This window comes from Anoxybacteroides rupiense (assembly GCF_014196195.1).
Taxonomy (GTDB): Bacteria; Bacillota; Bacilli; order Bacillales; family Anoxybacillaceae; genus Anoxybacteroides; species Anoxybacteroides rupiense.
This window is the reverse complement of the sequence record NZ_JACIDF010000001.1, coordinates 89,530-115,000: the sequence shown is the minus strand read 5'-3', so window position 1 is coordinate 115,000 and position 25,471 is coordinate 89,530. Positions and strand designations below refer to the sequence as shown.

The window sequence follows — 25,471 nt, the reverse complement described above, 5'->3', positions numbered from 1 at the left end:
AGTAAAAGATTTATTGACAAAGGAGCGGTTCATGATGGAGCCTTCTTGGAAATCTCTTCTCCCATTTTTAATTGTGATTCCACTATCAATATGGACGCGGCAAGTCATTCCCGGTTTGTTTGCTGCGCTGATGCTAGGCAGCTACTTAATAGAGCCAACGCTGCTTGGCGGTTTAAAAACGATGCTGTCTTATGTCGTTCATAATCTTATGCAAACGAATAACATCCGAATTATTATTTTCCTTTATGTATTTGCTGGCTTAATTAGTATGATCAAATATACAGGAGGAATCAAAGGCTTTGTTCACCTCGTGAGCAAAAAGGTGAAAACAGCGAGAAGCGCTCTCCTGCTTACGTGGGTTTCGACGATGGTGACCTTTAGCGATCCTGATTTTCGGATTGTGACCGTGGCTCCTATTATGAAAGCGCTGAAAAGACGTCTTCATTTATCGTCCCAGCAAATCGGTTTTACAATTGAAGTGACCTCCAATCCTGTCGTAGCGTTGATTCCGCTGGCGACTGCGTTTGTCGGATACATGGTGTCGGTGATTGATAAAGCGCTGAAAACCGCCGGGATTCATGAAAAAGCCTACACCATTTATGTCCAAAGCATTCCTTTTAACTTTTTTTCATTCACCATTATTGTGGTTGGTCTGTATTATAGCTTTTTCAAATACTCGAAAAAAACGGAGCCGATGGCCGACATAAAAAAATGGAATCAGGCGGTCATGGTTGAAGCGGCAAGCGAGGCGGAAGCCAATCCGAACGAGGCTCAAGGGGAGGAAGGATTAGAAACCTGTCCAAAGGCATTTGAAAAAGAAACGCCGATCAGGCCTTGGAATTTAATGATTCCTCTTTCATTTGTGCTTGTATTAACGTTATTTCTTAGCTGGTGGGACGGACGGAAAGGAGCAAACAGCTTTTTTGATGCTTTTCTGCGCAGCGATGCCCTTGGAGTCATGCTGGAATCGTTAATCATAACGGTCATCATCGCTGTGGCCTACTTTTTATTTCAAAAATTTAAGCTAGCGGATTTGCTCACTCATTTTGTCAAAGGCGGAAATGAGTTAATGTCTGTCATTATTATGCTTTCATTAATTTGGGCGGTGTCCGCGATTTCTGAGGACTTGGGATTCTCGCAGTATATTACGGATCATGTAAAAGGCTGGATTCCTCACTATTTTGTAGCTCCTGTATTGTTTTTATTAGGTGCGCTGATTTCTTATTTTATCGGCTCCTCTTGGGGAACGTGGGGATTATTAATGCCGCTTGGCGTTACGCTTGCTCATGAATCGGGCACGAACATTTTATTAGTGATTGGCGCTGTATTTGCTAGCGGTACATTTGGCGCTTTTGCTTCCCCGCTTAGCGATAACACGGTAACGCTTTGTACCATTTTAGATCTGCCGGTGATTGAATATGCGCGCACGAAGCTGCTTCCTTCTTTTATTGCAGCGGGCCTAGCCGTCATTTTATTCAGCGTCATGTCGTTTATTATGCGGTAGTCTGGTAGCATGGCTGAAAAGCGGCTAAGTGAAAAAGTCTATATAAGGGTCACTTGATTCATATGGATCTCGTGCGGTTTTTCAACGGCCGGAGGAAGGTTTTTGAACTTGCCTCCGGCCGCTATTTTTTCAGAGCTTCCAGTTACTGAACCTTGCTTACTAGGCATGCCTCGACAGTTTTTCAAATGGTGAATATCTGCCAATCGGTTTTTTTGATATAATACAGATAATCACCATTTTATTTGTCCAGTTGCATCATCGGCTTCATCCTGAGAGCTAGCTGCTACGTTAGTTGTAGACAGAAGAAACAATCAATCATCATCCCCTTCCTTGTTGTCTTCTCATTGTCTAGTGAATTCAAATGACCCGTGGCGTTCTAGTGTAAAATGGAAAGCCAAACAAGATGCGCACGGTCAAGAAAGCAAGCATTGACGTACCATATAGAGAAAGAATGACGATCCATATGCAGCCGTTTATCAATCAGGGGACAGAGAAGCTTGTTGTTTGCCTAAAAATCGGCGGATAAACCTCCTAAAAGGCGGGTGGAGGAAGATGGAAAATGAAATGAACCTGTTGAAAAGTGTTCAGGAGCTTGAACAGTGGAATTGCGAGGACTGCGATACGCAGTTGATGGTATTGAAGGAAAACCAGCAGCAAATCCAAGCGGATGCAAGGATCTATTACGATGAAACAAAAGATGGTCAAGCGATTAAGAGATATTACCGGAAGATTGAGCATCAAGCGGATAAGCTGTCCCTGTTTGTACAGTATCACGAACTGATTACAAAAACGCATAAGCGGAGATTGCCGTATTTTTTCAGTAAGGATGAGTATTTGTATACATGGGTCGATCTTCATCCGGATGGCTCCGTTCAAAGCATTTATTCAGGAGAGAAAAAGGCCCCGGAAGCGATGATTGTCCGAGATTATGAAATCGTTAAAAAGAGATATGAGGAATTCCGGCTGCTGTTAAAAAAAATAAGAAAAAGTGAATTGAATGTCGAACAAAAGATAAAAGGGATTGAACAGCAATTTAAATTTAACACGGAGCATGTTGTGCCGCAATCATGGTTTGGAGCGCGAGAGCCGATGAAAGGAGATTTGCATCATCTGTTTGTGTGCCAGCCGGAATGCAATACGGTCCGCTCTAACTTTCCATATGCTGACTTTCCCTTCTATGAACCAGAATCACCTGATGAACTGATTCAAAATCATTGCGGCGTCGCTGAAAATGGCTTTTTTGAACCGGAATACGGAAAAGGGACAGTGGCAAGGGCGATGTTATATTTTTTACTGCGCTATCCGACGCAAATTGCCAAGGGAGTCCGCCGTAAAATTGATGTTCCGTTGCTTATTCGCTGGCACAAACAGTTTCCCGCTACGCTTTATGAAAGACATCGAAATCAAGCCATTTTTCTGATTCAAGGCAATCGCAATCCGTTTATTGATGTTCCGGAGTTAGCAGAGCATATGGTATTTCCGATCAAGCTCATAAAAAATAAAGCGATATAAATCGTGGTTATTTTTTCCGGGAGGGGCATTTAGGGGGACAAAAACGATAGAAGCAAGTAAGACAATCCTACCTCTAAGTGAAGGAGAGGACAACGGGGAAAATGCGCTGGAACGCCTTCTCCTTTTGAAAGGTGGCCGAAGATCATCGCTTGGCAGGCAGTGAAAGGCGGTGCCGCTCGGCCATTTGTTATGCGAAATGATCGATAGAGAACGGAATGAATCTTTCTTTTCGTGGTGTAATCGAGTGCAACGGTATGAATGGAATGTGTCCACATTTCTCTCGCCAATGATCAGATAGGGTATTCGGACGACCGTTTTCGTCATCAAGATGCATGACGCAAAGGAAAGGTGTGAGGTCGATAAGCCGGCTGCTTCGCTTTAAGCTGTATAATAGAGTTTGAAACGAGAAGAAGGGCGATTGAAAGATATCTTGATATAAATAGTTCTAAACTCCTATTTACATTTTTATACAAGAATAGATTTAATGGATATAAAGGGTAATAATTTTCTAAATATTTTTTCTGGTTTTTGCATGAGAAAAGCAAGTGCTTGGACTGGCCTCCAACCATTGACTTCCCAGTTCTTCGCAAGGTGGATGTATATAGATTCAGAGAATGAGATGGCATAGGGCATGCGCGCGAATTTTGACGATTGATGGAAGGTGCGAGAGGTAAAGGAGAGTAAAAGATGGTTTATGACGGTATTCTTTTATCATTATTAATCGGTTTATTGCGCGGGGGAAATTTTAAAGGGATTGCCCATATAAACTTGCGCGGCGGCTGGCTTTTTCCTATTTTACTAGGGATTGAAATTTGTATTTTTATGTTGCAAAATAAAATAGATATAATTGGTCAAGCTAGCAATGTCTTGTTTCTTTTGATTTATGTAGTTGGCCTGATTTTTCTCTGGATGAATCGACACCAGCCGGGTTTTTTGGTGATTTTTGCAGGAGTGTTTTTGAATTTCATTGTTATGGCAGTCAACGGCGGAAGGATGCCTGTTTCCATTGAAGCTGCACAAACGCTTGGGCGGGAGTATGTCGAAATTTTGAAGGCTGGCATATATGGAAAGCATGAAGCGATTCACGCTTCCACTGTTTTGCCGTTTTTAGGAGACATTATTCCGCTTTCCCCGCCATATCCGCGCCGGCAAGTAATCAGCATCGGCGATGTGGTCATGAATGTAGGAGCGTTTCTCTTTGTTCAGCATCTTATGGTGAATGGACAGAATAATCCTTCTTCACATCAAACCGCCCATGAAGGGAGGTGAACAGGATGAACGTAACCGTTAAAAAAGTGCTTGTGAACCTATTAATCATCGGTTCTGTTATCGTGGCGTTGACATCGGGATATAAACTTGGTGGTTAATTTAACAAAGAAGGAGAGTAGTTATGATACTACTCCTTCTTAAAATTCTTATAATGAGAGTGATTTAATATGTTTGTAAAGGTAGATTTGAAAAGCCATGAAAAGATCTATACATTATTTATCTCAATTTTAGGAATATCTCTGATTGTTATAAAAGATCACTTTCATACTCAATCCCTAGAGGATTGGGTTTTAATTTATATGCTAGCTGGCTCGATTACTTTGTTAAATTTTTTTCTAATCAATCTTCCGCCAAAAGATAATTCATTTTCAATGGATTCGTCGGTATATCTTGCCACCTTATTTTTGTACGGAACGGATTTAGCTTTAAAAGTTCTGCTGCTTTGTAGTATAGTAGAGCTTTTTTACAGACGTAAAATGTCCTTATGGAGACATCTCTTTAATTTTTCCATGTACTGTTTAATGATTCTGGGAGCGTATTATTCTTTTCTTTTATTTAATGGAAAAATTGGTGCAATCAATACGTATAATTTATGGCCATACATGATTAGTTTAGTAGTATATTTTAGTATAAATGTGACATTAATGTTTCTGTTCTTCTTTTTTTCTGGTCAAATATTTAAAGGTACTTTTGATATGGGAGTATTGTTAGAGTCTACTGTCAGCTACTTTGTTACACTTCTCCTTTCTTTAGTTTTAACTATTTTATTAAATGAGCAGAGATTCTTTGGTTTATTTTTATTTACTGTTTTAGTCACATTGCTTTCATTTGTATTTCGAAAGTTTTTGCAGCTATATCAATCCGTCGCTGAACGAGCGAATCGGGATGATTTAACGGGTTTGTACAATCATGGTTTTTTTAAAGAAACGTTAAAAGAACATTTTGCAGATGTGAAAAAGTTGCCGCAATCTTTTTGCCTCGCGTTGCTGGATTTGGATGATTTTAAAAAATATAACGATTGCAATGGCCATTTGCGCGGGGACGAGCTGTTGAAGTTTTTCGGTGATTTATTGCAAGCCGAAACAAAGGAGAAAAATTATATTGTGGCGCGTTATGGCGGCGAAGAATTTGCCATTTTAATGCCGAACACAACGAAAGAAGCGGCCTTTTTATTTCTCGATCGGCTGCGTAAAAAAGTGAATGATACGTATTTTATTGGTGTTGAATATGTTCCTTATCGCTGTCTTTCTTTTTCCTGTGGAATTGCTGAATATGAAAAAGGAATGTATGACAGCGGTGAGTTAATTCATAAAGCAGATCAAGCCATGTATTATGCAAAAGCGCAAGGAAAGAATAATGTACAAATATATGACGAGGAAAATATTTGTTGGAGTCAAATTGAATTTAAAGAAGATTTGGAGGACATGGAGCAGCTGTTGAGAATTTTTTTGTCAAAGGATGTCTATACGTACCGTCACAGCAAGCGGGTCTTTACGTATGCGCTTGAATTCAGTGAACGGCTTGATCTAACCGATCATGAAAAACAAACGCTTATTTTAGGAGCGCTTATTCACGATATCGGAAAGATCGAAGTGCCGCGCGACATTTTAAATAAAAAAGGAAAGCTGGAGCCTCATGAATGGGAAATTATCCAAAAGCACGTGATATGGGGAAAAGAAATTTTAGCTTCGAATCGCCGGTTTGAAGATGTGCTGCCGCTTGTTGAGCTTCACCATGAACGATATGATGGAAAAGGCTATCCATATGGATTAAAAGGAGAGGAAATTCCGAAGCTGGCTCGCATCTTATGCATCATCGATTCCTTTGATGCGATGACAACAGAGCGCCCGTATCAGCCCACCAAGACATTTGAAGAAGCTGTGGCCGAACTACGCGCCTGTGCAGGAACACAGTTTGACCCTTATTATGCCCAGCAGTTTATTCAGTTTATCGAAACGCAATATATGCCGCGTTTGGAGCGGACGAATCGCTAGCCATGTATATGAATATTAGAGTTCGTGTTGTTTTTTGACGGCCGAAGATGAGTATGTGGACTTATCTTCGGCCGTTATTTTTTAGAGACCTTTTGTTCGACCTTCAAGCTGTATTTATCGGGAATGATTATTTTTGATTGATTTATAGATAAATTTTGATTTTTTATGAATGAATTTGATTGTTTTTGATTGATTTTTCGTTCGCCATACGATATGATGAAAGCAACGATATGATTCAGAAGGGGAGGTGAGACCGTGCTGACAGCGGAAAGACATCGCCTGATTCTAGAACTATTAGCAGAAAAAAAGGTTGTGAAATTGCAGGAACTGGTTGAAGCAACGGCGTCTTCCGAATCAACCATTCGCCGCGATTTAAACCAACTGGAGAAGGAGAAAAAATTGCGGCGCGTTCATGGAGGAGCTGCTGTTTTGCATCAAAAAAGAGAGGAATTGAGCATACTTGAGAAATCAGAAAAGTATATACAAGAAAAACGAATGATCGCTCAATATGCTGCGGGTTTTGTTGAAGCTGGCGATTGCATTTACTTAGATGCAGGCACAACGACTCTTGAATTGATACCGCATTTAAATGACAAAGATCTTATTGTTGTGACCAACGGCATCACTCATTTAGAAGCATTGCTGGAGAAAAATATTCCCACTTATTTGCTAGGGGGATTGATTAAAAAGAAAACAAAGGCGCTAATTGGACGCGGGGCGCTTCATTCATTAGAAAATTATAGCTTTGACAAATGCTTTATTGGTGTGAATGGCATCCATCTTGAATACGGATACACAACACCAGATCCGGAAGAAGCGATGGTGAAAAGCATGGCGATTAAGCTTTCTCGGCAAGCCTATGTTTTAGCAGACCACTCGAAAATAAATGAAAGCACATTTGCGAAAATTGCCGATTTGCCAGCGGCCACGATTATTACAGATGAGTTAGATGAAGAACTGCTGGAACAATACGAAGCAAAGACCGAGGTTAAGGTTGTGACAAAATGATTTATACATGTACACTAAATCCTTCTGTTGACTATATTGTCGAAGTAGATCATTTTCAAATTGGTGAACTGAATCGAGCGTTGAGTGCAACGACCTTTCCAGGTGGAAAAGGAATTAATGTATCGCGCGTACTGAGACGTCTTGGTGTGCCAAATACGGCTTTAGGCTTTATTGGTGGATTTACAGGAGCCTTTATTGAGCATGAATTACAGAGCGAAAATATTCAGTTTGATTTTGTCAAAGTGCCGGAAGATACGCGAATTAATATTAAATTAAAATCGGGAAAAGAAACCGAAATTAATGGAAAAGGCCCGACGATTTCCTTTGATTCGCAAAAGGAAATGCTCAAAAAAATTCAATGTTTGCGGCCTGATGACTTTCTCGTGCTGGCTGGCAGCATTCCTTCCTCGCTTTCTGTGCGTTTTTATGAACAAATCATGGACGTGGCGAAAAAAGCGCAGGTAAAAGTGATCGTGGATACAAGCGGCCCCGCCCTAAAGAGGCTCATGAACGACCAGCCGTTTTTAATGAAGCCGAATCATCGCGAGCTAGGAGAATTATTTGATACGGTTTTTCATTCGAAAAGAGAGGCCGCCATATATGGACGCCGCCTAGTTGAATGGGGTGTGAAGCATGTCATTGTCTCACTTGCAGGAGAGGGAGCGTTCTTTTTTGATAAGGAAACCGCGCTGTTTGCTGAAGCGCCGAAGGGAGCGGTAAGAAATTCGGTTGGCGCTGGTGATTCGATGGTCGCAGGCTTTCTAGCTGCCTATACGAGCGGAAAAAGTGTAGAAGAATCATTTGCTTATAGTGTCGCATCCGGAAGCGCTACCGCTTTTTCGCAAGACTTATGCACAAAAGAAAATGTCGAGCGGTTGCTTGGCCAAGTAAAAATCATGCGCATTTAAAAGGAGGGTGTGATCGTGAAAATTACGGATTTATTAACAGAGGAAACGATTGTTCTTGAGGCGAAAGCGAGAACAAAGGAGGAAATTATTGACGAGCTTGCTCAAACATTAGAGCAAGCAGGTGTATTGCATGATTTGAAAGCGTTTAAAGAGGCGGTTTTGCTCCGTGAAGCGCAGAGTACGACGGGAATCGGTGATGGAATTGCCATTCCTCATGCGAAAACATCCGCGGTGGCCAGACCGGCGGTGGCCTTTGGCCGATCTAATCCTGGAATCGATTATGACGCATTGGACGGAAAGCCAAGCCATTTATTTTTTATGATTGCTGCTCCGGATGGGGCGGATCACACTCATTTGGAAGCGCTCGCCCGTCTATCATCCATGCTGATGGATGCCGCATTTCGTTCACGTGTTGAAAGCGCTTCAACTAAGGAAGCGCTGCTTTCTGTCATCAAAGAAAAAGAAGCGGCAGAAGAGATAGAGCCTGAAACGGCGCCAGCTTCAGCAAAAAAAATAGTAGCGGTTACAGCTTGTCCAACCGGAATTGCCCATACGTATATGGCGGCTGATGCGCTCAAAGCGAAAGCGAAAGAAATGAATATCGACATCAAAGTTGAAACGAACGGTTCAAGCGGTGTCAAAAATGAATTAACAGCGAAAGAGATTGAAGAAGCATCTGCTGTTATCGTTGCGGCAGATAAGCAAGTAGAAATGGAGCGCTTCAGAGGGAAGCCTGTGCTGCAAGTGCCTGTTGCTCAAGCGATCCGCCAACCGGAAAGGCTGATTGAGCAGGCCTTAAAGCAAGAAGCACCCGTCTATCAAGGAAGTGGGGCCAAGCTGGAATCAACTCATGTGAAAGGACGTACAGGCTTTTACAAGCATTTGATGAACGGCGTATCAAACATGCTTCCGTTCGTGGTCGGCGGGGGGATTTTGATTGCGATCTCCTTCCTGTTTGGAATCAAAGCCTTTGATCCAAACGATCCATCGTTTCATCCATTAGCCAAGGCATTGATGGATATTGGAAGCGGCAACGCCTTTGCGCTTATGATTCCTGTGCTTGCGGGGTTCATTGCCATGAGCATTGCTGATCGCCCAGGATTTGCGCCAGGAATGGTTGGTGGATTTATCGCAGCTAATGGCGGGGCTGGATTTTTAGGAGGATTAATCGCAGGCTTTTTAGCCGGATATTTAGTGGTTGGACTTAAGAAAGCCTTTCATAAGCTCCCTGCTGCGTTTGAAGGCATTAAGCCTGTATTGATTTATCCGCTATTTGGTATTCTTATAACTGGGTTTATTATGCTGTATGTAATTGTCGATCCAGTAAAAGCATTAAATGATGGAATGAAGCATTGGCTTTCCAGTCTGGGAACAGGGAATCTTGTACTATTGGGACTCATTCTTGGCGGAATGATGGCGATTGATATGGGTGGACCGATTAATAAAGCGGCCTTTACATTCGGACTTGCCATGATTGATGCCGGAAATTACGCTCCACATGCGGCGATTATGGCAGGAGGGATGGTTCCTCCGCTCGGTCTGGCCTTGGCCACGACATTGTTTAAGCGTAAATTTACAAAAGCGGAACGGGAAGCTGGAAAAACATGTTATATTATGGGCGCCACGTTTATTACGGAAGGAGCCATTCCATTTGCAGCCGCCGATCCGGTGCGTGTCATCCCTTCGATTATTGTCGGGTCGGCGATTGCCGGAGCGTTAACGATGCTGTTTAAAATCGGCCTTCCAGCGCCGCATGGCGGAATTTTTGTCATTCCGATCGTCAAAGGAAGTCCATGGTTATATATACTTGCTATTTTAATAGGATCCATCGTCACAGCCTTGATGATTGGTCTGTGGAAAAAAGAAGTGAAAGAATAAAAGATGGATAGGAAAACGAGGCGTGGAAACGCTTCGTTTTTTTATGAGAAAATTTTATGAAATTCTCATGAAAAGGATGGATCAGTCGTGCTAAAATAAAAAAGTTGCTGTTAGGGTATATTTGTCAATAACGACGGAATCGGTCGGGAAACGGTGTTGTGTGAACTTTTGCTATACATTCGTGCGACAGGTAAGTCTCTGGCGATTGGCTTCCGTCAGCGATCATTTGTTTCATCCGGCATAAAAAGACGCTATTGGCCAATGCGGATAAACGGAAACATATTCAACAAATAAGGTGTTTTATTAATAAATTTTTTGCCATAGACCTCTATATGATGATCCGATTGCCAGGGGCAACTGATGCTGCTTCCTGCAAGTGGCTTTGTTTGTAAGCGGCTGATTGTTCGGCGCTCAGTGGCGCTTTGACGTGACAGAAGTCCGTTACCGATTGATCTTCCGTTGTCGAAAAAATGGAGGAGATGGGTTTCTGGTGAAAACTCCATCTGTATTTCCATATAGAAAGTTTGAAACGTTCAGTTGTATTATGATAGTATAACGATCATCGATGCTTCGCATACAGCAACGGCACGTCTGGAACGATGGAATCAGTCGGCTGATTGCAACATGATCCGTTGATGGAATGGCCAATATATAGTTGGAATTGGTCATGTTCACAGTTGCATGGATACGAAGGTTGAACCGATTTTTCCGCTCATTTTCGTTACAGAAGTGCGTGGTGAAAAACAAGTCGCGAGACCCTTTTGACCGAGGGGTGTTACAGATACCATCAGATATAATGGTGAGATCCTGTTATGAACTTTATTAAAGAAAAGGAGAGGCCGCATGAAGTCCTTTCTACAGCTTAATACTATTTTTGTTAGTATTTTAATAGAGTCTATTCCTTTTATATTAATTGGTGTATTTATTTCGGGCATTATTCAAATGTTTGTGACAGAAGAAATGGTCAAAAAATGGGTTCCGAAAAATAAAGTGCTGGCTGTCCTGTATTCAGCTCTCATTGGCGTGTTGTTTCCAGCATGCGAATGCGGCATTGTACCGATTACCCGCCGTTTAGTTACGAAAGGGGTGCCGCTACATGCTGCCATTCCGTTTATGTTGACAGGGCCTGTCGTTAATCCAATCGTCCTGTTTTCTACGTATATTGCCTTTGGCAGCAATTTTAAAATGGTGATTTATCGTGCGGTTTTTGCGTATATTGTGGCTGTCATGGTTGGACTCATATTATCGATACAATATAAAAAAGATGAGCAGCTGCGAAACCAAGAAGTGATCCATGCTTCCCCGTCCCGGACATTGAAGGAAAAATGGATGGGGACACTAGAGCATACGGTGGAAGAATTTTTTACGTCAGGGAAATATTTAATTATCGGTGCTTTTATCGCTTCTGCTATGCAAACGTACGTCAAAACATCAACACTTCTGGCCATTGGACACGGGAAAATGACGGCATCTCTTGTGATGATGGCGCTGGCGTTTGTGCTTTCATTATGCTCTGAAGCGGATGCATTTATTGCTTCGTCGTTTCAAAATACATTTTCTTTTGGAGCATTGGCTGCCTTTTTAGTATATGGACCGATGTTGGATATTAAGAATACGCTTATGCTGCTTCAATCGTTTAAAACACGATTTGTGCTTGTGCTGATTGCTTATATTACACTCTTTGTTTTTATCGGCTCATTATTGATTTAACATAACCTGTCGAGAAGTCTCCCACCTCTAAACAAAGGGTAAGTGGAGGGGGATTCATTAAGGAGAACGACTTTTCTGATCCGGAAATTTTACTATCCATATGGCTTGGAAGCAGGGCGATAGTTGAATCGATGAGATGAAACAGCTTGGTGGCCATATCTTGCTGGCAGTTCAGCATAAAAAAGCGGTGAATAAGGAGGGCGGTTCGATGCTGCGCACATATATTTTACTTGGCTTTGCTTTTGTTTTTTTTCATTTGCATGCCACTGGTGATATAAGCAAATACATTAATATGCGCTACTCTTACTTGTCGTTTAGTGCCATTTTTTTGTTTGTTTTTCTAACGGTTATTCAATTTATCATCGCAAATCGAAAGGAGAAACATACACATCATCACCATTGTCATGATGATTGCTGCCATCATCATGAAGAGGGGCAGCCGAAGTGGAAAAAAGCGCTTAATTATGCTATTTTCATTTTTCCGATCGTCTCAGCATTAGCATTTCCCATCGCTACGTTGGATTCAGACATTGTCAAAGCCAAAGGGTTTCATATTCCAGGATTTGATACGCAAAGCGAAGACCCTACCGTGCAGCGGCAGTTTTTGCGTCCTGATACAAGCATTTATTATGATCGAAGCGGCTATGAGGATTTAATGAGAAAGGATTTGGCTCAGTTCTCTAAAAAATCCAGTCTGATTCTCAATGACCAAAACTATTTAAAAGCGATTGAGACCATTTATCAATTTCCAGGTGAGTTTAGCGATAAAGAGATTGAATTGGATGGCTTTGTTTACCATGATGAAACAACGAATAAGGACCAAGTATTTATTTTGCGATTTGGCATCATCCATTGTGTAGCTGATTCAGGGGTCTATGGACTGCTGGCTGAGTTTGCAAAACCGCCTGCTCTCAAAAATGATGAATGGATTCATATAAAAGGGGAACTATCCACTATGTATTACCAGCCGTATAATGCTGTTATTCCATATGTGAAGGTAGCATCTTGGCATACGATGAAACAACCGGAAGAGCCCTATGTGTTTCGCGGCTATGACCGTTAGCAAATGGAATAGGAGATGGATGATCGTCAGACAGCCCTTGCCGTTTATTAAGCAGCAAGGGCTGTCTGCCTATGCTGGCTAGCCGCAGCAATTCAATACTTCTCCAAGCTTTAAGCAGCGCAGCCGTTCTAGATCGAGCTGGCGCCTTTGCCATTCAGATACGAGACGGTCAAGCGCTTCCTGCGGTGTGTCATCAGCGAGGCGGAACGCTCCATAATGCATGGGAATAAATATATTGGCTTGACAGTCCATAAAGGCTTGAACGGCTTCCTCAGGAGTCACGTGCTGCGGCCCCATAAACCATTCTGGTTCATAAGCGCCGATGGGCAGGAGCGCATAGTCGATAGAAAAACGTTCACCAATTTCGCGAAAGCCGCGAAAATAGCCGCTGTCACCGGCAAAATAAAAGGTTGGCTGTCCATCTGTATGGATGATCCAGCCTCCCCAGTGGGAGGTATTCATATCTAGCAATGTTCTTCTTGTCCAGTGCTGTGCGGGCACAAAGGTAAAGAATGTTCCTCGATACTCCACGGTATCCCACCAAGAGCATTCTGTCACATGTTGATATCCTTTTCGGCGGAATAGACGTCCAAGGCCAACTGGAACGAAAAAATGAGGATTTCCTTTTAGTTTGCGAATGCTGGAAAAATGTAAATGGTCGTAATGGCCGTGTGAAATAAGAACAACATCGACAGTTGGCATGTCGTTGATCGCAATTCCCGGAGCAGTAAGCCGTTTAGCTGTCCCCATTCTTTTAGCCCATACAGGGTCTGTCACAACCGTTATTCCATTTATTTGGATAACAAAGGTAGAATGGCCGATCCATGAAAGCAATGTATTCGCTTGATTCTCATGAAGCTGTTGATATTCAGGCGGATCAACGTGTGGAACTTGATAGGAAAGATCCTTTTGTTTGGTTTTTCGTTCTTTTTGCCATCGACGAAAGTCAGAAAATGTTTTTTTAGTCGAAATAAGGTCTAAATTTTCATATCGCTTCATGATGCTTTCCTTCCTTTTTAAACCGTTTGAGAGCTATCATATCACATTCTCTCTTCCTGCTGCTTTGACAGGTTCACTTTTCACGATGTATCTAAATGATTTGTACGAACGGCAAATAAAAAGTGAATAAGATGGTCCGCGCAAAAGGCGGACCTCCATTCATTTTATATGGAACAAGTAGTCAAAATTAACGGTCCGTTTTTCGTAATGGCAATTGTATGCTCGTATTGGGCAGAATAAGATCCGTCTACCGTTCTGGCTGTCCAGCCGTTCTTGTCCATGCGGCTCTGCCATTTTCCGGTGTTTACCATCGGTTCAATCGTAATCACCATGCCCTCTTTTAGGCGCATCCCTTTTCCTTTTTGCCCGAAGTGGGGAATGAACGGTTCTTCGTGAATGGTCGGACCGATGCCATGACCCGTAAAGTCGCGGACAACTGAAAAACCTTGTGCTTCCACATATGTTTGGATAGCATAACCGATATCCCCGATCCGGTTTCCGACTACAGCCTGTTCAATTCCTTTATATAAAGATTGTTCCGTAACAAATAACAAGGATTTCAGCTCCTCGCTGATTTCGCCAACGGCATATGTCCATGCCGAATCAGCAAGCGCTCCATGTAAATTTACAACGAAATCAATGGTGACGATATCCCCGTTTTTCAGCGGCTCATGGCGTGGAAAACCATGACATATTTCATCATTGATCGAAGCGCATGTGGCATATTGATAGCCTTTATACCCCTTTTGTTCTGGAGTAGCTCCATGTTGAGCTAAAAAATTCTCAACAAAATGGTCAATTTCTGCTGTTGTTATTCCTGGCTGAATGAGTTTGGCAATTTCTTGATGGCAAGCAGCCAGTAATTTTCCGGCTTCCTGCATAAGCTGAATTTCTCGTTCTGTTTTTAAATGAATCATTGTCAATAAGCTTCTCCTTTATTCTCATCTTTCTTTCTTATTTTAACATATTTGCCGAGAAATCTCTCATCTTGACAGCGCGTAGGCTGGAGCGGTTCATATTATGTATATGAAGGAAAAGGTTAAATGACTAGAGCATTTTCTTGGTCGCTGGCCGTCTGCTTTTGTCTTGATTGCGCTAATGGGAAATAGATGCATACGGTTGTCCCTTTGTTAACTTCGCTTGTAATATGAATGGTTCCGTCCATCGATTCAACGATGCGATAAACGACCATCATGCCAAGTCCTGTTCCTTTTGTGCCTTTCGTCGTAAAATAAGGTTCACCAAGCCGGTCGATTTGTTCTTTTGTCATGCCGATTCCTGTATCACTCACGCGGATTAAAATTTGCTCATGCTCAATAGATACATAAATATCAAGTGTTCCGCCATTTTGCATTGCTTCAATGGAGTTTTTCATAATATTCAATAAACATTGCTGGAATTTTTCTCGTTCTCCTTTTACATGGAAGGGGATTAACGATGCTTGAATATCCACACTGTTCATGTTGGCAAGCGGACGCAGCAAATCAATGACTCGTTCAATTTCTGTTTTGACATTGAGCTTTTCTACATATTCTGGGGCCGGTTTAGCAAATGTCAAATAATCCGTAATAATCGACTCCGCCCGATCTAATTCTTCGATGGCAATTTGGATGTACTGCTTTCGTTTTTCCGGTGGCAAATGGCTCTGCTCAAGCAACTGCATAAAACCTCGGGCGGCAGTGAGCGGATTGCGCACCTCATGAGAAATGGAAGCGGCTAAGTGGCTAACGACTTCCATTTTTTCTGCTCGAATAATTTGTTTGCGCAATGAGTTGTTTTTATAAAGCATTTCTTTTAAATAACAGGCTGTTGCCATGCTAATGGGTTGAATAATCAAATACGAAGACCAAAACGGCAGCGATGAGAACGCCATTTGATCCAATAGGACGGTCAACATCCCGGAAAAGGTGGATAAAACAAAGGTGAGCAAGATACGCTGCTTAACAGACAATGATAAAAAATATTTTGACAGCAGCATGCTAACGAACATCACAAAAAAGGATGGCATGACGGTAATCATCCATTGTTCTTTTCCTAAAAGTATGTGATATCCAATTGCAAGCAAACAAAGAATGAAGCCAACAAGCGGTCCTTTATATAAACTTCCGAGCCAAAGAGGAATTTGGTGCAGATTGTAATCGCGCTCTGTGTCGGTGCTGATTGGAAAAGTCATGCAAAGAAAGGTCGTTAAAGCAAACGAAACGGTTAGCACATGATTTTTAAGCAGTTTTGGCACCTTTCGTTCCTCTAGCCATAACGGAACGGCGAAAATGGGAGCTAAAATGAAAAATAAATTCAACAAAAAATCCTTCAAAATATTAAGCATAAAAGCACCTTCTTTCGCATTTCGACAGCATGTACTAGTCTATTTCATTGTAAACAAAAAAACTGTCAAATGTTAAGGGGGAATCATTAGAGTTATTTTGACATAAATCCTGCTTTTTCAACACATTGATGCATAAATGACAAGGTTCGTTTAACTGCTCAAAAATTTGTTGATTTTTTTTGGTTTATTGTTCAATATTTTCTTCTATATAATTTTATTGGAATGGAAAGAAAAAGGGGGAGTTTTATGACAGGGGATCAGTATAACCAACTTATCCAATGGATTCAGCAAAAACAGCCTGTCAAAATCAAGATGCGTCATGGAGAAGCAACATTTTTGCCGGTAAAGCTATATCAAGATGCGCAAAAATTATTTGTATACAACAGAGAAATGCGGTTGATGAATATTGCTTTTGACGATATTATCTCCATCAAGCCAACACGTATTTACGGTTCGTTTGATCGGCGCAAGCTGATACATATGTATATGCTGTAAAAAAAGGGCGGTCTGTGACCGCTCTTTGTCGCTTTTAGAGGTTTTATATGGATAGGTGGCCAACGCTTTTCCTTTTGTTATATACTATGTGTATGAAAAATGAAACAAATCTGAAACCTGTGTTTCCTTTGGCTAGCAAGCGAGCCGTTGTTTGGTCTATGGTCGTTTAAATTAGGATCCGCGGTGCTAGGTGAGCATAACGTACGGTTACTACTTTAACATCTATTTTCATGTGAGCAGGTGATGTCCCCCGCCTCTGAACGTTGGTTTTTACATGGATATACAAGTCAATCAAGCTCTAAACGTTTTAGAGACTGTTGACCAATGTTTTGTATTCTTCATTAGGGACCTCGCATGGCTGCGCTCTTAAGCCATTTGCGGCGGAAAAAATCGACATAAGATAGTTTACAAGAATGATAGGGCAAGGTTCATGGGGATTTTGTCTAGCAAATAAACATCATTGCAAGGAAGGGGAAGCAAAATTGAAGGGAAAACGAGTCGTTTTATGTGCATCAAGAAAGCTGGAAGAAATGGCAACATTGATTGAAAAGCAAGGAGGCATTCCGCTTGTGCGACCTGCTCAAGGAACGGTATTTGCTAAAAAAGAAGAGCTTGTTCACGAAATCGAAGAGGTGATTGCAAGCCGCCCAAGTTGGATGATCTTTACAACGGGGATTGGAGTAGATGCATTATTAGAAGCAGCTGAGCGAGGAGGAATGAAAGAAAAGTGGCTGGAGACGATTCGGCAAGCGAATGTTGCTATTCGCGGCTATAAAACGGCAGCCGCCCTGAAACGAATCGGAATCGCTCCTATTGCGGAAAGCGATGACGGAACGACGAAAGGATTAATTCGCTCGCTACAATCATTTTCATTTGCTCAAAAACGTGTGGTTGTCCAACTATACGGAGATACTGCTCCGTCATTAAAGCAATTTCTCCAGGAATCGGACGCCATTTATACGGAATTGTTGCCTTATCAGCATATTGCACCAGATGAAGCGGTTCTTGGGCAGCTATATGAAGAAGTGACGAACCAGCAGGTTGATGCTGTTTGTTTTACGACAGCGATGCAAGTGCGTTTTTTCTTTTCTTTTGTTAAGGAAAAGAAAGACCTTGAGCAGCTGCGTCGGGCTTTTGCTAGGGATGTGGTCGCTTGTGCCGTTGGGAAAGTAACGGCTGAGGCGCTTTCTGAGGAAGGGGTCGATCGCATCGTTGCTCCAGAGCTGGAGCGCATGGGAGCGATGATCATTACTCTTGCCAAACACTTTAGTGCTAATCAAGAATTGAAAAAATAGCAAGAAAGTTTTGTATGCTTTTTCACAAAGCGATGTAAAAAGAGAAAAAACCTAAACATTATATAAATCTTAATAAAGGCTTTTTTTCTGTAAATAACTCGTCGGTTTTGATTTGCAGCTCAATTTCTTTAGCAAGCAGTTCGGCATCATGAAATGAGTAAAGCGGCAGTGAGGCGAGATGAGGATATTCGTAGTAAAATATGTTTTCATTGTTTGACGGGTATACTTTGACGGTCCAATAATACAGCTCGCTAGCGTGGTCCGTTGGCGAGCCTTCTAAGGCGATGACCCAATGGGTTGCGGAAAACAACGTTTTTTTGTTTTCAGAAAGATTTTGTATAAAAGCGTTGCGGTCATTTTCCCCCATTGGAATAGCCGAGGTAGGATAAAGTTCTTTGTAGTTTGGAAACATAGCACCCCTCCCTTATATACATAATATATGTGCCCAAAACACAAAATGCCTTCTTTTTTAAAAAGCGAGGAAATGAAATAGAGTGGATGAGAAAAAATGAACAGGCAATCAGCAAGCCGGTTTAAACACGTGTGAGAAGTAATCATGGTGAGAGGGATTTACCTAGAATAATGGCTAAAGTTTTTCACCAATTTTCTTACTGTCTATTGCGATTAGGCGCTTTTCGTATTAGAATGTGAGGAGACGAACAAATATTCTTTTTTGTGGTATCATTAATGAAAACGTGTTTGTAGGTGATGGTTGATTGCGGTATCATACTCATGTGGTGACATCGTTGTGCATTGGAGCGGCAATCGCTTCACAAACCTCTTTGCCGTTTACGATTAGCTATACGGCCGGGATTATAGCGGGGAGCTTGCTGCCGGATATTGATGAACCGAAATCATATGTCGGCCGCCGGTCATTAGGAGCTGCGCAAAAAGTGAAGCAGGCGTTCGGCCATCGCGGAATGACTCACTCGCTTTTTGTTTGGGCTGTACTCGCTCTTATTATTATGCTTGAATCGCCGTCGGTTTTTGCAAGGGGGCTCGTATTAGGTTATTTGCTTCACATTTTAGAGGATTTTTTATCGGTTCAGGGAGTGCCGCTGTTCTGGCCTTTGCAGGATAAACGATACAAAATTCCGTTATACCGGACAGGGAGCCGCTTGGAAACGGTCCTCTTTTATGGTTCCTTTTCGTTGCTGATCTACATAGCCAGCCAGTATCAGCTGTTTCATGAATGGCTGCGATCGCTGCGGTCGTTTTTTCAGCAAATATGGTGAGGGGGCGAACATCTCGCTTTTTTTTCTTAAACAAATCTGTTATGTTTATGTTAGGTAGGACGCTGAAAGAAATGAGGTAGGGGAAATGGAAACACCCTTTGATCTGCTGCCCTATTTATCGTTAGTGAGCGCTTTGTTTGTAGCGATGAAATGCTACATGACTCAATATCGGAAAAATAGGCTGTTTCTCCATCAGCTTGAGTTTTATGATGTGGAGGTACACAGCCGGCAGCAGGATAATCAATGGATACGGCTGCCGCTGTATCGCTTGTTTATATGGAGGCAGCGAAAGATTCCAGTCAGGGAACGATCGCCTGTTTCCGATGAGGATGGAAGGAGTCTCCTTGCTTTTCGCTAAAAAGAGAATAAGCAAGGAGGCTAAATGATGAAGAAAAAATGGCTGTTGATGTTATTCGTGATTGTCGGAGTGTTAAGTGGCTGCAATCGCAATGCTCCGATTAATGAGCATAGCCAAGGAATTTGGGATCATTATTTTGTTTATCCGATGTCCAAGCTGCTTTTGGTATTGGGAGATTTGTTTGGTGGAAACTATGGCCCGGCGATCATTGCTGTTACGTTGATGGTGCGGTTTTGTTTGCTTCCGCTCATGCTGAAGCAGTTCCGAACATCGTTAGCGATGCAAAAGCTTCGGCCGGAGATCCAAAAATTGCAGGAAAAGTATAAAAGCAAAGATATGCAAACACAACAAAAGCTTCAGCAGGAAATGATGCAGCTATATCAAAAGCACGGAGTGAATCCGATGAATGGCTGCCTGCCAGCATTAATTCAAATGCCGATTTTTATGGCACTGTATTATGCGATTCGACGGACGCAGGAAATTACACTTCATTCATTTTTATGGGTACAGCTCGGGCATCGCGACCCATATTTGATTTTGCCGATTTTAGCTGCTCTCACGACATTCATCTCCATGAAATTGTCACCAACGATGTCGGAGCAGCAAATGTCACAAATGGCCATCATGTCCTATATTATGCCGATCATGATTTTTATAGGGGCGAACTCTGTTCCGTCCGCTTTATCATTATATTGGGTAGTCGGCGGTTGTTTTTCGATTATTCAATCGTTGATTTTTCGCATGCAGCTGAAATCAGCAAGAATGTCAAACGAGCAGGCATCGTAATGAACAGACCGCTTCCATTCGTATGGAAGCGGTCTGTTTTTGCTATATCTTGCCTTGTTTTCGCAAAATGTGTTCCATTTCATTGACGAGCGAATCGAAGTAAGCGAAAAGACTATTTAACGGTTGCGGAGAAGTCATATCCACTCCGGCTTTTTTTAATAAAGAAATTGGATCATCCGATGTTCCGGAGCTTAAAAATGTTAAGTAGCGCTTTGTCGCTTCTCCTGTTTGGTCTTTCTTCATTTGTTTGACGAGCTCAAACGATGCGGCAATCGATGTTGCATATTTATATACGTAAAAGGCGTCATAGAAATGAGGAATGCGCAACCATCCAAGACCGGCTTCAGGATCTGCCGCATAAGCAGGGCCGTGGTATTTTTTCAACAAACGAAGCCAAAGCGCATTCAAATCTTCAGCGGTTAGGCTGCCGCCCTGCCGCACCTGATCATGAATCGTTTTTTCAAATTCAGAATACATCACTTGTGTATATAAGGTACCGCGAATTTGATCAATTTGTTGATTGAGTAAATATAACTTTTCTTCATCGTTTTTTGCCTGTTTGATGAAATAATCCATCATCAGCCACTCGTTAGCTGTCGAAGCCACTTCTGCCGTAAAGATGGATTGCCCTGAATAGCGGTAAGGTTGTGTTTGGTTTGTATAGACAGAGTTCATAGCGTGGCCGATCTCATGAGCGATCGTCAATGTTTGGTCTAGTGAATGGTCATAATTTAACAAAATAAACGGATGGGTATCATAGGCTCCCGTGTTATATCCGCCTGTATATTTTTTAGGGCGGGGATAGACATCAAGCCAACGATGGTCAAAGGCATATTTCACTTGCTTTATATATTCTTTGCCGAGCGGTTTTAAGCCTTCGAGTATAAGCGCCTGTGCTTTGTCAATCGGAAACCTCATTTGGTTGGCCACTGTTTGTGAGACGAGCGGAACGTACATATCATAGCTATGGATTTGGTCTGTTTTCAATATGTTTTTTCGCAGCTCCACATAGCGGTGCAGCGACGATAAATGCTGGTTGACTCCTGAGATCAGATTCGTGAACACTTGTTCCGGTACATCATCGGCCGATAGAGCCGCATCAAGGCCTGATTTGTACCGGCGTGCTTTGGCATATAGCTCATCCGCCTTAACGGAAGCATATAATGTTGCTGCTGCGGTATTTTTGAAGGACTCATAGCTTTTAAAAAATGTTTGGAACGCCTGCTGGCGATAGGCCCGGTCAGGGTGCTCAAGCGCTTTTAAATAATTGCCTTCTGTAAGCTGCACCGTTTGGCCATCCGCCGTTTTCATAACGGGAGGAGTATAATCGCCTCGTGAAGCGTTATTGTAAATATTTTCGGCATCGCTTGTGATTGGAGAGAGCTTAGCGAGCAGTTGTTCTTCCTTTTTTGACAACGTATGCTTTTTTTGCTCCAGCAGCTCTTGAAAATAGCGGCGGTATCCTTTTAGTTGTTTGCTTGTTTGAAAATCATTCAGCTTGCTTTTAGGAAGCGATAAAATTTCTGGTTCGATAAATGAAGTAGCGGCTTGATAACGAGAAAAAAGCACCTCTAGCTTCGCCTTTAAGCTGGCTGCCGTTTTGTCTTCAATATTTAAATCTTGCTTCATATGTGCATAAAGAGAGAGTTTTTCAAGCGTGCGCGCTGTTTTTTCCTGCAGAGCGAACAGTTTGGCCACATTGCTTTCGTTATGAAGCTTTCCTTGATAGGATGATAATAACGGGATGTTTTTGGCTGCTTTTTCGTAATCTTTGTTGAAATCGTCTTCAGATGGATAAATATCGGCGAGATTCCAAGTATAACGTTGAGCGTTGCTTGCTGCTTGTGTATGATGGAGCGGAATGATAATCATCCACAGCGTGAGCATGATGAGAAGCATTCGCTTCATTTTTGCCACTCCCTTTCCTGTAGGTTCCATATAGTAGTATGTGCAAAAATAGCGAACTTACTCGATAGAGATGGATGGAACTTGGCATGTTTACCTTTGCATGCAGGAGTTTGGCCTGTTTTTCAACGGTCATGTTCGTGATGGGACTTTTTCGACTGGAGATTTTTGGGATATCCTTCGGTTCATCTTTAAAGTTGATTAATATAGAAAAATGTCGTTTATCGGTTAAAGGAGAAAGAAGCTATGAAAGTGATTATCGCGGAAAAACCAGATCAAGGAATCGCGTTGGCCTCGATTTTTCAGACCAAAAAACGCCAGGGCTATCTTGAAATTTTACCAAACGAGTTGTTTCCAAAGGGGGCTTATATGACATGGGCAGTCGGCCATTTGCTCCAACTGGCTCCGCCTGAACGGTATCGGCCGGAGTGGAAGCAATGGAAGCTGGAAATGCTGCCGATCATTCCCGAGCAATTTCGCTATGAAGTGGAAAAATCCAAGGCGAAGCAGTTTCAAATAGTGAAGGAGCTCTTGCGAAAACCGGAGGTTATAGAAATTATTCACGCAGGAGATGCCGGGAGGGAAGGAGAGCTGATCATCCGCAATATCATTCACATGAGCGGTGTGAAAAAGCCGATGAAACGTCTTTGGATTTCTTCGTTAACTCCAAAAGCGATTGATGAAGGATTTCGCCGGCTGCTTGATGAAAAAGAAACATGGCCGCTATTTGAAGAGGCATATGCGCGCGCTTGTGCCGATTGGCTTGTCGGCATGAACGCGTCTCGCATTTACAGCATTTTACTTAAACAAAAAGGAATGAATGATGTTTTTTCAGCTGGAAGGGTGCAAACCCCAACTCTCGCTTTAATTGTCAAGCGTGAAAAAGAAATCGAAAGCTTTAAACCAGAGCCGTTTTGGGAGGTTGTTGCTTCATTTGTTATGAACGGCAAACATTATGAGGGCAAATGGATGCAACAGGAGGATTCTCGTTTAAAGGACCAAGAGCTGGCCAATAAAATTGCCGCATTTTGCCAAGATAAACAAGCGGAAGTCAAAGAAATCAAGACGGAACGGAAAAAGTTTCAGCCGCCGCTTTTATTTAACTTATCGTCGCTGCAAGCAACGGCTAACAAACTTTATCAATTCTCTCCGCAAAAAACGCTTGATATTTTACAAAAGCTATATCAAAGAGGAATCGTTTCGTATCCCCGTTCTGATTCACAATATGTAACAAGAGGGGAAGCGGAAGCGTTTCCGGAAATTTTGCAAAAATTAAACCAATTTGCAGCGTATCAATCCTTCTTTCCGCTTCCAAACACAAGTATTTTACATAATAAACGTTATGTAAATGAAAAAAAGGTGACAGACCATTATGCGATCATTCCAACTGAGCAGGTGGTGAATCCTGAAACGTTATCGAAAGAGGAGCGAAATATTTATGATCTAGTTGTCCGGAGATTGCTTGCTGCCCATTATCCTGAAGCCATTTTTGATTATACGACAGTGACGACGCTTGTTGATGGGCGGGCGGTTTTCATATCAAAAGGAAAGCAGCAAATTCAGGAAGGATGGCGGAAAGTTTTCTTTCAGCATGACGAAGAGAATGTAGCCGCTCTTCCGCCGCTTGCGGAAGGAGAACGGGGGAAAGTGGAAAAAGTCGATGTGAAAGAAGGCAAAACGCAGCCGCCAAAGCGGTATACAGAAGGTCAATTGATTACGTTGATGAAAACAGCGGGGAAATTTTTAGAAAACGAAGAATTGGAAAAAGTGCTTGCTAAAACGGAAGGTCTCGGTACGGAAGCGACACGGGCTGGCATTATTACGATGTTGAAAAACCGAAAGTATATCGAAGTGAAAAAAAATCAAGTATATGCTACTGACAAAGCAAAAATTTTAATTGAAGCGATTGGGGATAAGATTTTAGCCTCGCCGGAAATGACCGCAAAATGGGAGCAGCGTTTAAGCGAGATTGGCGAAGGAAAAGCCTCTGCTTCCCTATTTATGGAACAAGTAAAAAAGCTGTCGATAAAAATCATAGAAGATGCAACAGCGATGGCGAAGGATTGGAATTTCTCAGGATTCGATACCGCTTCTATTCAGCGTACAACATCGAAAGCAACGCTTGGCAAACCGATCGGCCAATGCAAGTATTGCGGTGGAACAGTCATTGATAAAGGAGAGTTTTATGGCTGCGCGCATTATGCGAAAACAAAATGCTCATTTACGATCTCAAAGGTGATTCTCGGTAAAAAGATTTCACAAACGAATGTAAAAAAGCTTCTGCAGCACGGAAAGACAGATTTAATCAAAGGATTTAAAAAAGGGGATAAAACATTTAATGCCCATTTAGTGTGGAATGAGCAGGAAAAAAGAATTACTTTTTTATTTTAACATTATCCACCAAGAAGTCTCCCGTCTCTTTAACGGATTGTAGGTGGGGGAGGCTCATTGCAAAATATTAAAAAATGCTTGCTCTTTTTCTACCCGGCATAGCTGAGCACGTGCCGGGTAGAAAGCAAACTTAAGCAGCAACCATTAGCAATGGCGAAAGATTTCCATAAACTGATCTGGCTCATGCAGCACTTCAAATCCGAACGGCTGGTAAAGACCATGCGCATCCTTTGTCACTAATAAAAAGCGGCGGATATTGAGAAGATCCGGGTGCTGCAGGACACATTCTACCAGCCACTTGCCAAGCTCTCTGCCGCGATAGGCTTCATCAATAAAAACATCGCATAAATAGGCGAATGTCGCTCCGTCAGTAACCACGCGTGCAAATCCAATCTGTGTCTGGCCGTGAAAAAGAGAAAAGCACAGCGAATGTTCAATCGATTTGATAATCGTTGTTCGTTCCCTTTGATTGGCCCAATAGGACTGAGCCAGAAACTCGCATACGCGGTCCATTTGAATGAGGGCACGATTAGTGGAAATCATCATATCATTTCGTTTATATTCAACGACTTGAAACAAAGCGTTTCCTCCTCCCTATTTCGACGAATTATAAGCGATTTTAAGAAAAAAGACAATGCTGGGTACTGGGCAAAGGAAAAAAACAACGGCTTTGGGCAGCCGATCATATATCGCTTTTTGTTTCCTCCCTCTTATTGGTGTAAGAGCGTCATGCCTTTGCGTGACAAGGACGAACCGAGCCGCCGACTCCTTCAATCAGATGATTTATTCGATGTTTATAGCCCGTTTGGCGGAACTTTTCTATTGCTAAAGGGCA

The 25,471-nt window shown here is 42.2% G+C and carries 22 protein-coding genes; 16 read left to right on the top strand and 6 right to left on the bottom strand.

Annotated elements, in window-relative coordinates:
- Positions 1 to 34: 34 nt before the first annotated feature.
- The 10 genes from GGQ95_RS00550 to GGQ95_RS00510 all read left to right on the top strand — a co-directional run bounded on the left by GGQ95_RS00550 (position 35) and on the right by GGQ95_RS00510 (position 12,846).
- Positions 35 to 1,504, top strand: a complete 1,470-nt coding sequence (locus tag GGQ95_RS00550) for a Na+/H+ antiporter NhaC family protein (RefSeq protein WP_183186338.1) — start codon at positions 35 to 37, stop codon at positions 1,502 to 1,504.
- Between the two features lie 403 nt (positions 1,505 to 1,907).
- On the top strand, positions 1,908 to 2,030 hold the full coding sequence (locus tag GGQ95_RS18530; protein WP_280528778.1) for a hypothetical protein: 123 nt from the start codon (positions 1,908 to 1,910) through the stop codon (positions 2,028 to 2,030).
- A gap of 26 nt (positions 2,031 to 2,056) precedes the next feature.
- Positions 2,057 to 3,016 (top strand): endonuclease I family protein, encoded by a 960-nt coding sequence (locus GGQ95_RS00545; RefSeq protein WP_183186217.1) that lies wholly within the window; start codon positions 2,057 to 2,059, stop codon positions 3,014 to 3,016.
- Positions 3,017 to 3,703: 687 nt separating this feature from the next.
- Positions 3,704 to 4,285, top strand: coding sequence for a DUF5317 domain-containing protein (locus tag GGQ95_RS00540; RefSeq protein WP_159719708.1), 582 nt, complete (start codon positions 3,704 to 3,706; stop codon positions 4,283 to 4,285).
- Positions 4,286 to 4,452: 167 nt separating this feature from the next.
- Positions 4,453 to 6,279 (top strand): diguanylate cyclase, encoded by a 1,827-nt coding sequence (locus GGQ95_RS00535; RefSeq protein WP_183186216.1) that lies wholly within the window; start codon positions 4,453 to 4,455, stop codon positions 6,277 to 6,279.
- Positions 6,280 to 6,534: 255 nt separating this feature from the next.
- Positions 6,535 to 7,287: a DeoR/GlpR family DNA-binding transcription regulator gene (locus GGQ95_RS00530; RefSeq protein WP_183186215.1), complete on the top strand. Its 753-nt coding sequence runs from the start codon at positions 6,535 to 6,537 to the stop codon at positions 7,285 to 7,287.
- On the top strand, positions 7,284 to 8,195 hold the full coding sequence (pfkB, locus tag GGQ95_RS00525) for a 1-phosphofructokinase (protein ID WP_183186214.1): 912 nt from the start codon (positions 7,284 to 7,286) through the stop codon (positions 8,193 to 8,195). Before GGQ95_RS00530 ends, pfkB begins: the two co-directional genes overlap by 4 nt.
- A 15-nt stretch (positions 8,196 to 8,210) precedes the next feature.
- Entirely contained in the window at positions 8,211 to 10,073 is a 1,863-nt protein-coding gene (locus GGQ95_RS00520; RefSeq protein ID WP_183186213.1) for a PTS fructose transporter subunit IIABC, read from the top strand.
- A gap of 843 nt (positions 10,074 to 10,916) precedes the next feature.
- Positions 10,917 to 11,783 carry a permease gene (locus GGQ95_RS00515; protein ID WP_183186212.1) on the top strand — a complete coding sequence of 289 codons (867 nt, stop codon included), beginning with the start codon at positions 10,917 to 10,919 and terminating at the stop codon, positions 11,781 to 11,783.
- A gap of 208 nt (positions 11,784 to 11,991) precedes the next feature.
- A complete protein-coding gene (locus GGQ95_RS00510) occupies positions 11,992 to 12,846 on the top strand; it encodes a TIGR03943 family putative permease subunit (protein ID WP_044743426.1) in 855 nt (284 codons plus the stop codon).
- Positions 12,847 to 12,924: 78 nt separating this feature from the next.
- Here the strand turns inward: GGQ95_RS00510 and GGQ95_RS00505 are convergent, their stop codons facing one another.
- The 3 genes from GGQ95_RS00505 to GGQ95_RS00495 form a co-directional block, all read right to left on the bottom strand.
- The gene (locus GGQ95_RS00505) at positions 12,925 to 13,848 is read right to left on the bottom strand and encodes an MBL fold metallo-hydrolase (RefSeq protein WP_044743427.1); all 924 of its coding nucleotides are present in this window, start codon (positions 13,846 to 13,848) and stop codon (positions 12,925 to 12,927) included.
- A gap of 161 nt (positions 13,849 to 14,009) precedes the next feature.
- Positions 14,010 to 14,762 carry a type I methionyl aminopeptidase gene (gene map, locus GGQ95_RS00500; RefSeq protein ID WP_044743428.1) on the bottom strand — a complete coding sequence of 251 codons (753 nt, stop codon included), beginning with the start codon at positions 14,760 to 14,762 and terminating at the stop codon, positions 14,010 to 14,012.
- 122 nt (positions 14,763 to 14,884) lie between these two features.
- Positions 14,885 to 16,171: a sensor histidine kinase gene (locus tag GGQ95_RS00495; RefSeq protein ID WP_066149156.1), complete on the bottom strand. Its 1,287-nt coding sequence runs from the start codon at positions 16,169 to 16,171 to the stop codon at positions 14,885 to 14,887.
- A 246-nt stretch (positions 16,172 to 16,417) separates the two neighbouring features.
- Between GGQ95_RS00495 and GGQ95_RS00490 the strand changes: the two genes are divergently transcribed.
- Both GGQ95_RS00490 and GGQ95_RS00485 read left to right on the top strand, forming a co-directional pair.
- Positions 16,418 to 16,666, top strand: a complete 249-nt coding sequence (locus GGQ95_RS00490; protein WP_044743430.1) for a hypothetical protein — start codon at positions 16,418 to 16,420, stop codon at positions 16,664 to 16,666.
- Between the two features lie 482 nt (positions 16,667 to 17,148).
- Entirely contained in the window at positions 17,149 to 17,961 is an 813-nt protein-coding gene (locus tag GGQ95_RS00485; protein ID WP_183186211.1) for a uroporphyrinogen-III synthase, read from the top strand.
- 58 nt (positions 17,962 to 18,019) lie between these two features.
- On the opposite strand, the gene GGQ95_RS00480 is transcribed toward GGQ95_RS00485, so the two are convergent.
- Positions 18,020 to 18,373 (bottom strand): hypothetical protein, encoded by a 354-nt coding sequence (locus GGQ95_RS00480; protein ID WP_183186210.1) that lies wholly within the window; start codon positions 18,371 to 18,373, stop codon positions 18,020 to 18,022.
- A 304-nt stretch (positions 18,374 to 18,677) separates the two neighbouring features.
- Between GGQ95_RS00480 and GGQ95_RS00475 the strand changes: the two genes are divergently transcribed.
- The 3 genes from GGQ95_RS00475 to yidC all read left to right on the top strand — a co-directional run bounded on the left by GGQ95_RS00475 (position 18,678) and on the right by yidC (position 20,340).
- Positions 18,678 to 19,196, top strand: coding sequence for a metal-dependent hydrolase (locus GGQ95_RS00475; RefSeq protein WP_183186209.1), 519 nt, complete (start codon positions 18,678 to 18,680; stop codon positions 19,194 to 19,196).
- Positions 19,197 to 19,281: 85 nt separating this feature from the next.
- Positions 19,282 to 19,554 (top strand): hypothetical protein, encoded by a 273-nt coding sequence (locus tag GGQ95_RS00470; RefSeq protein WP_066149164.1) that lies wholly within the window; start codon positions 19,282 to 19,284, stop codon positions 19,552 to 19,554.
- 27 nt (positions 19,555 to 19,581) lie between these two features.
- Entirely contained in the window at positions 19,582 to 20,340 is a 759-nt protein-coding gene (gene yidC / locus GGQ95_RS00465; RefSeq protein WP_080861807.1) for a membrane protein insertase YidC, read from the top strand.
- Between the two features lie 42 nt (positions 20,341 to 20,382).
- On the opposite strand, the gene pepF is transcribed toward yidC, so the two are convergent.
- A complete protein-coding gene (pepF, locus tag GGQ95_RS00460; protein WP_183186208.1) occupies positions 20,383 to 22,248 on the bottom strand; it encodes an oligoendopeptidase F in 1,866 nt (621 codons plus the stop codon).
- Between the two features lie 243 nt (positions 22,249 to 22,491).
- On the opposite strand from pepF, the gene GGQ95_RS00455 reads away from it, so the two are divergent.
- Positions 22,492 to 24,636: a DNA topoisomerase III gene (locus GGQ95_RS00455; protein WP_183186207.1), complete on the top strand. Its 2,145-nt coding sequence runs from the start codon at positions 22,492 to 22,494 to the stop codon at positions 24,634 to 24,636.
- A 144-nt stretch (positions 24,637 to 24,780) separates the two neighbouring features.
- Here the strand turns inward: GGQ95_RS00455 and GGQ95_RS00450 are convergent, their stop codons facing one another.
- Positions 24,781 to 25,215, bottom strand: a complete 435-nt coding sequence (locus GGQ95_RS00450; RefSeq protein WP_044743438.1) for a GNAT family N-acetyltransferase — start codon at positions 25,213 to 25,215, stop codon at positions 24,781 to 24,783.
- Between the last annotated feature and the right edge of the window lie 256 nt (positions 25,216 to 25,471).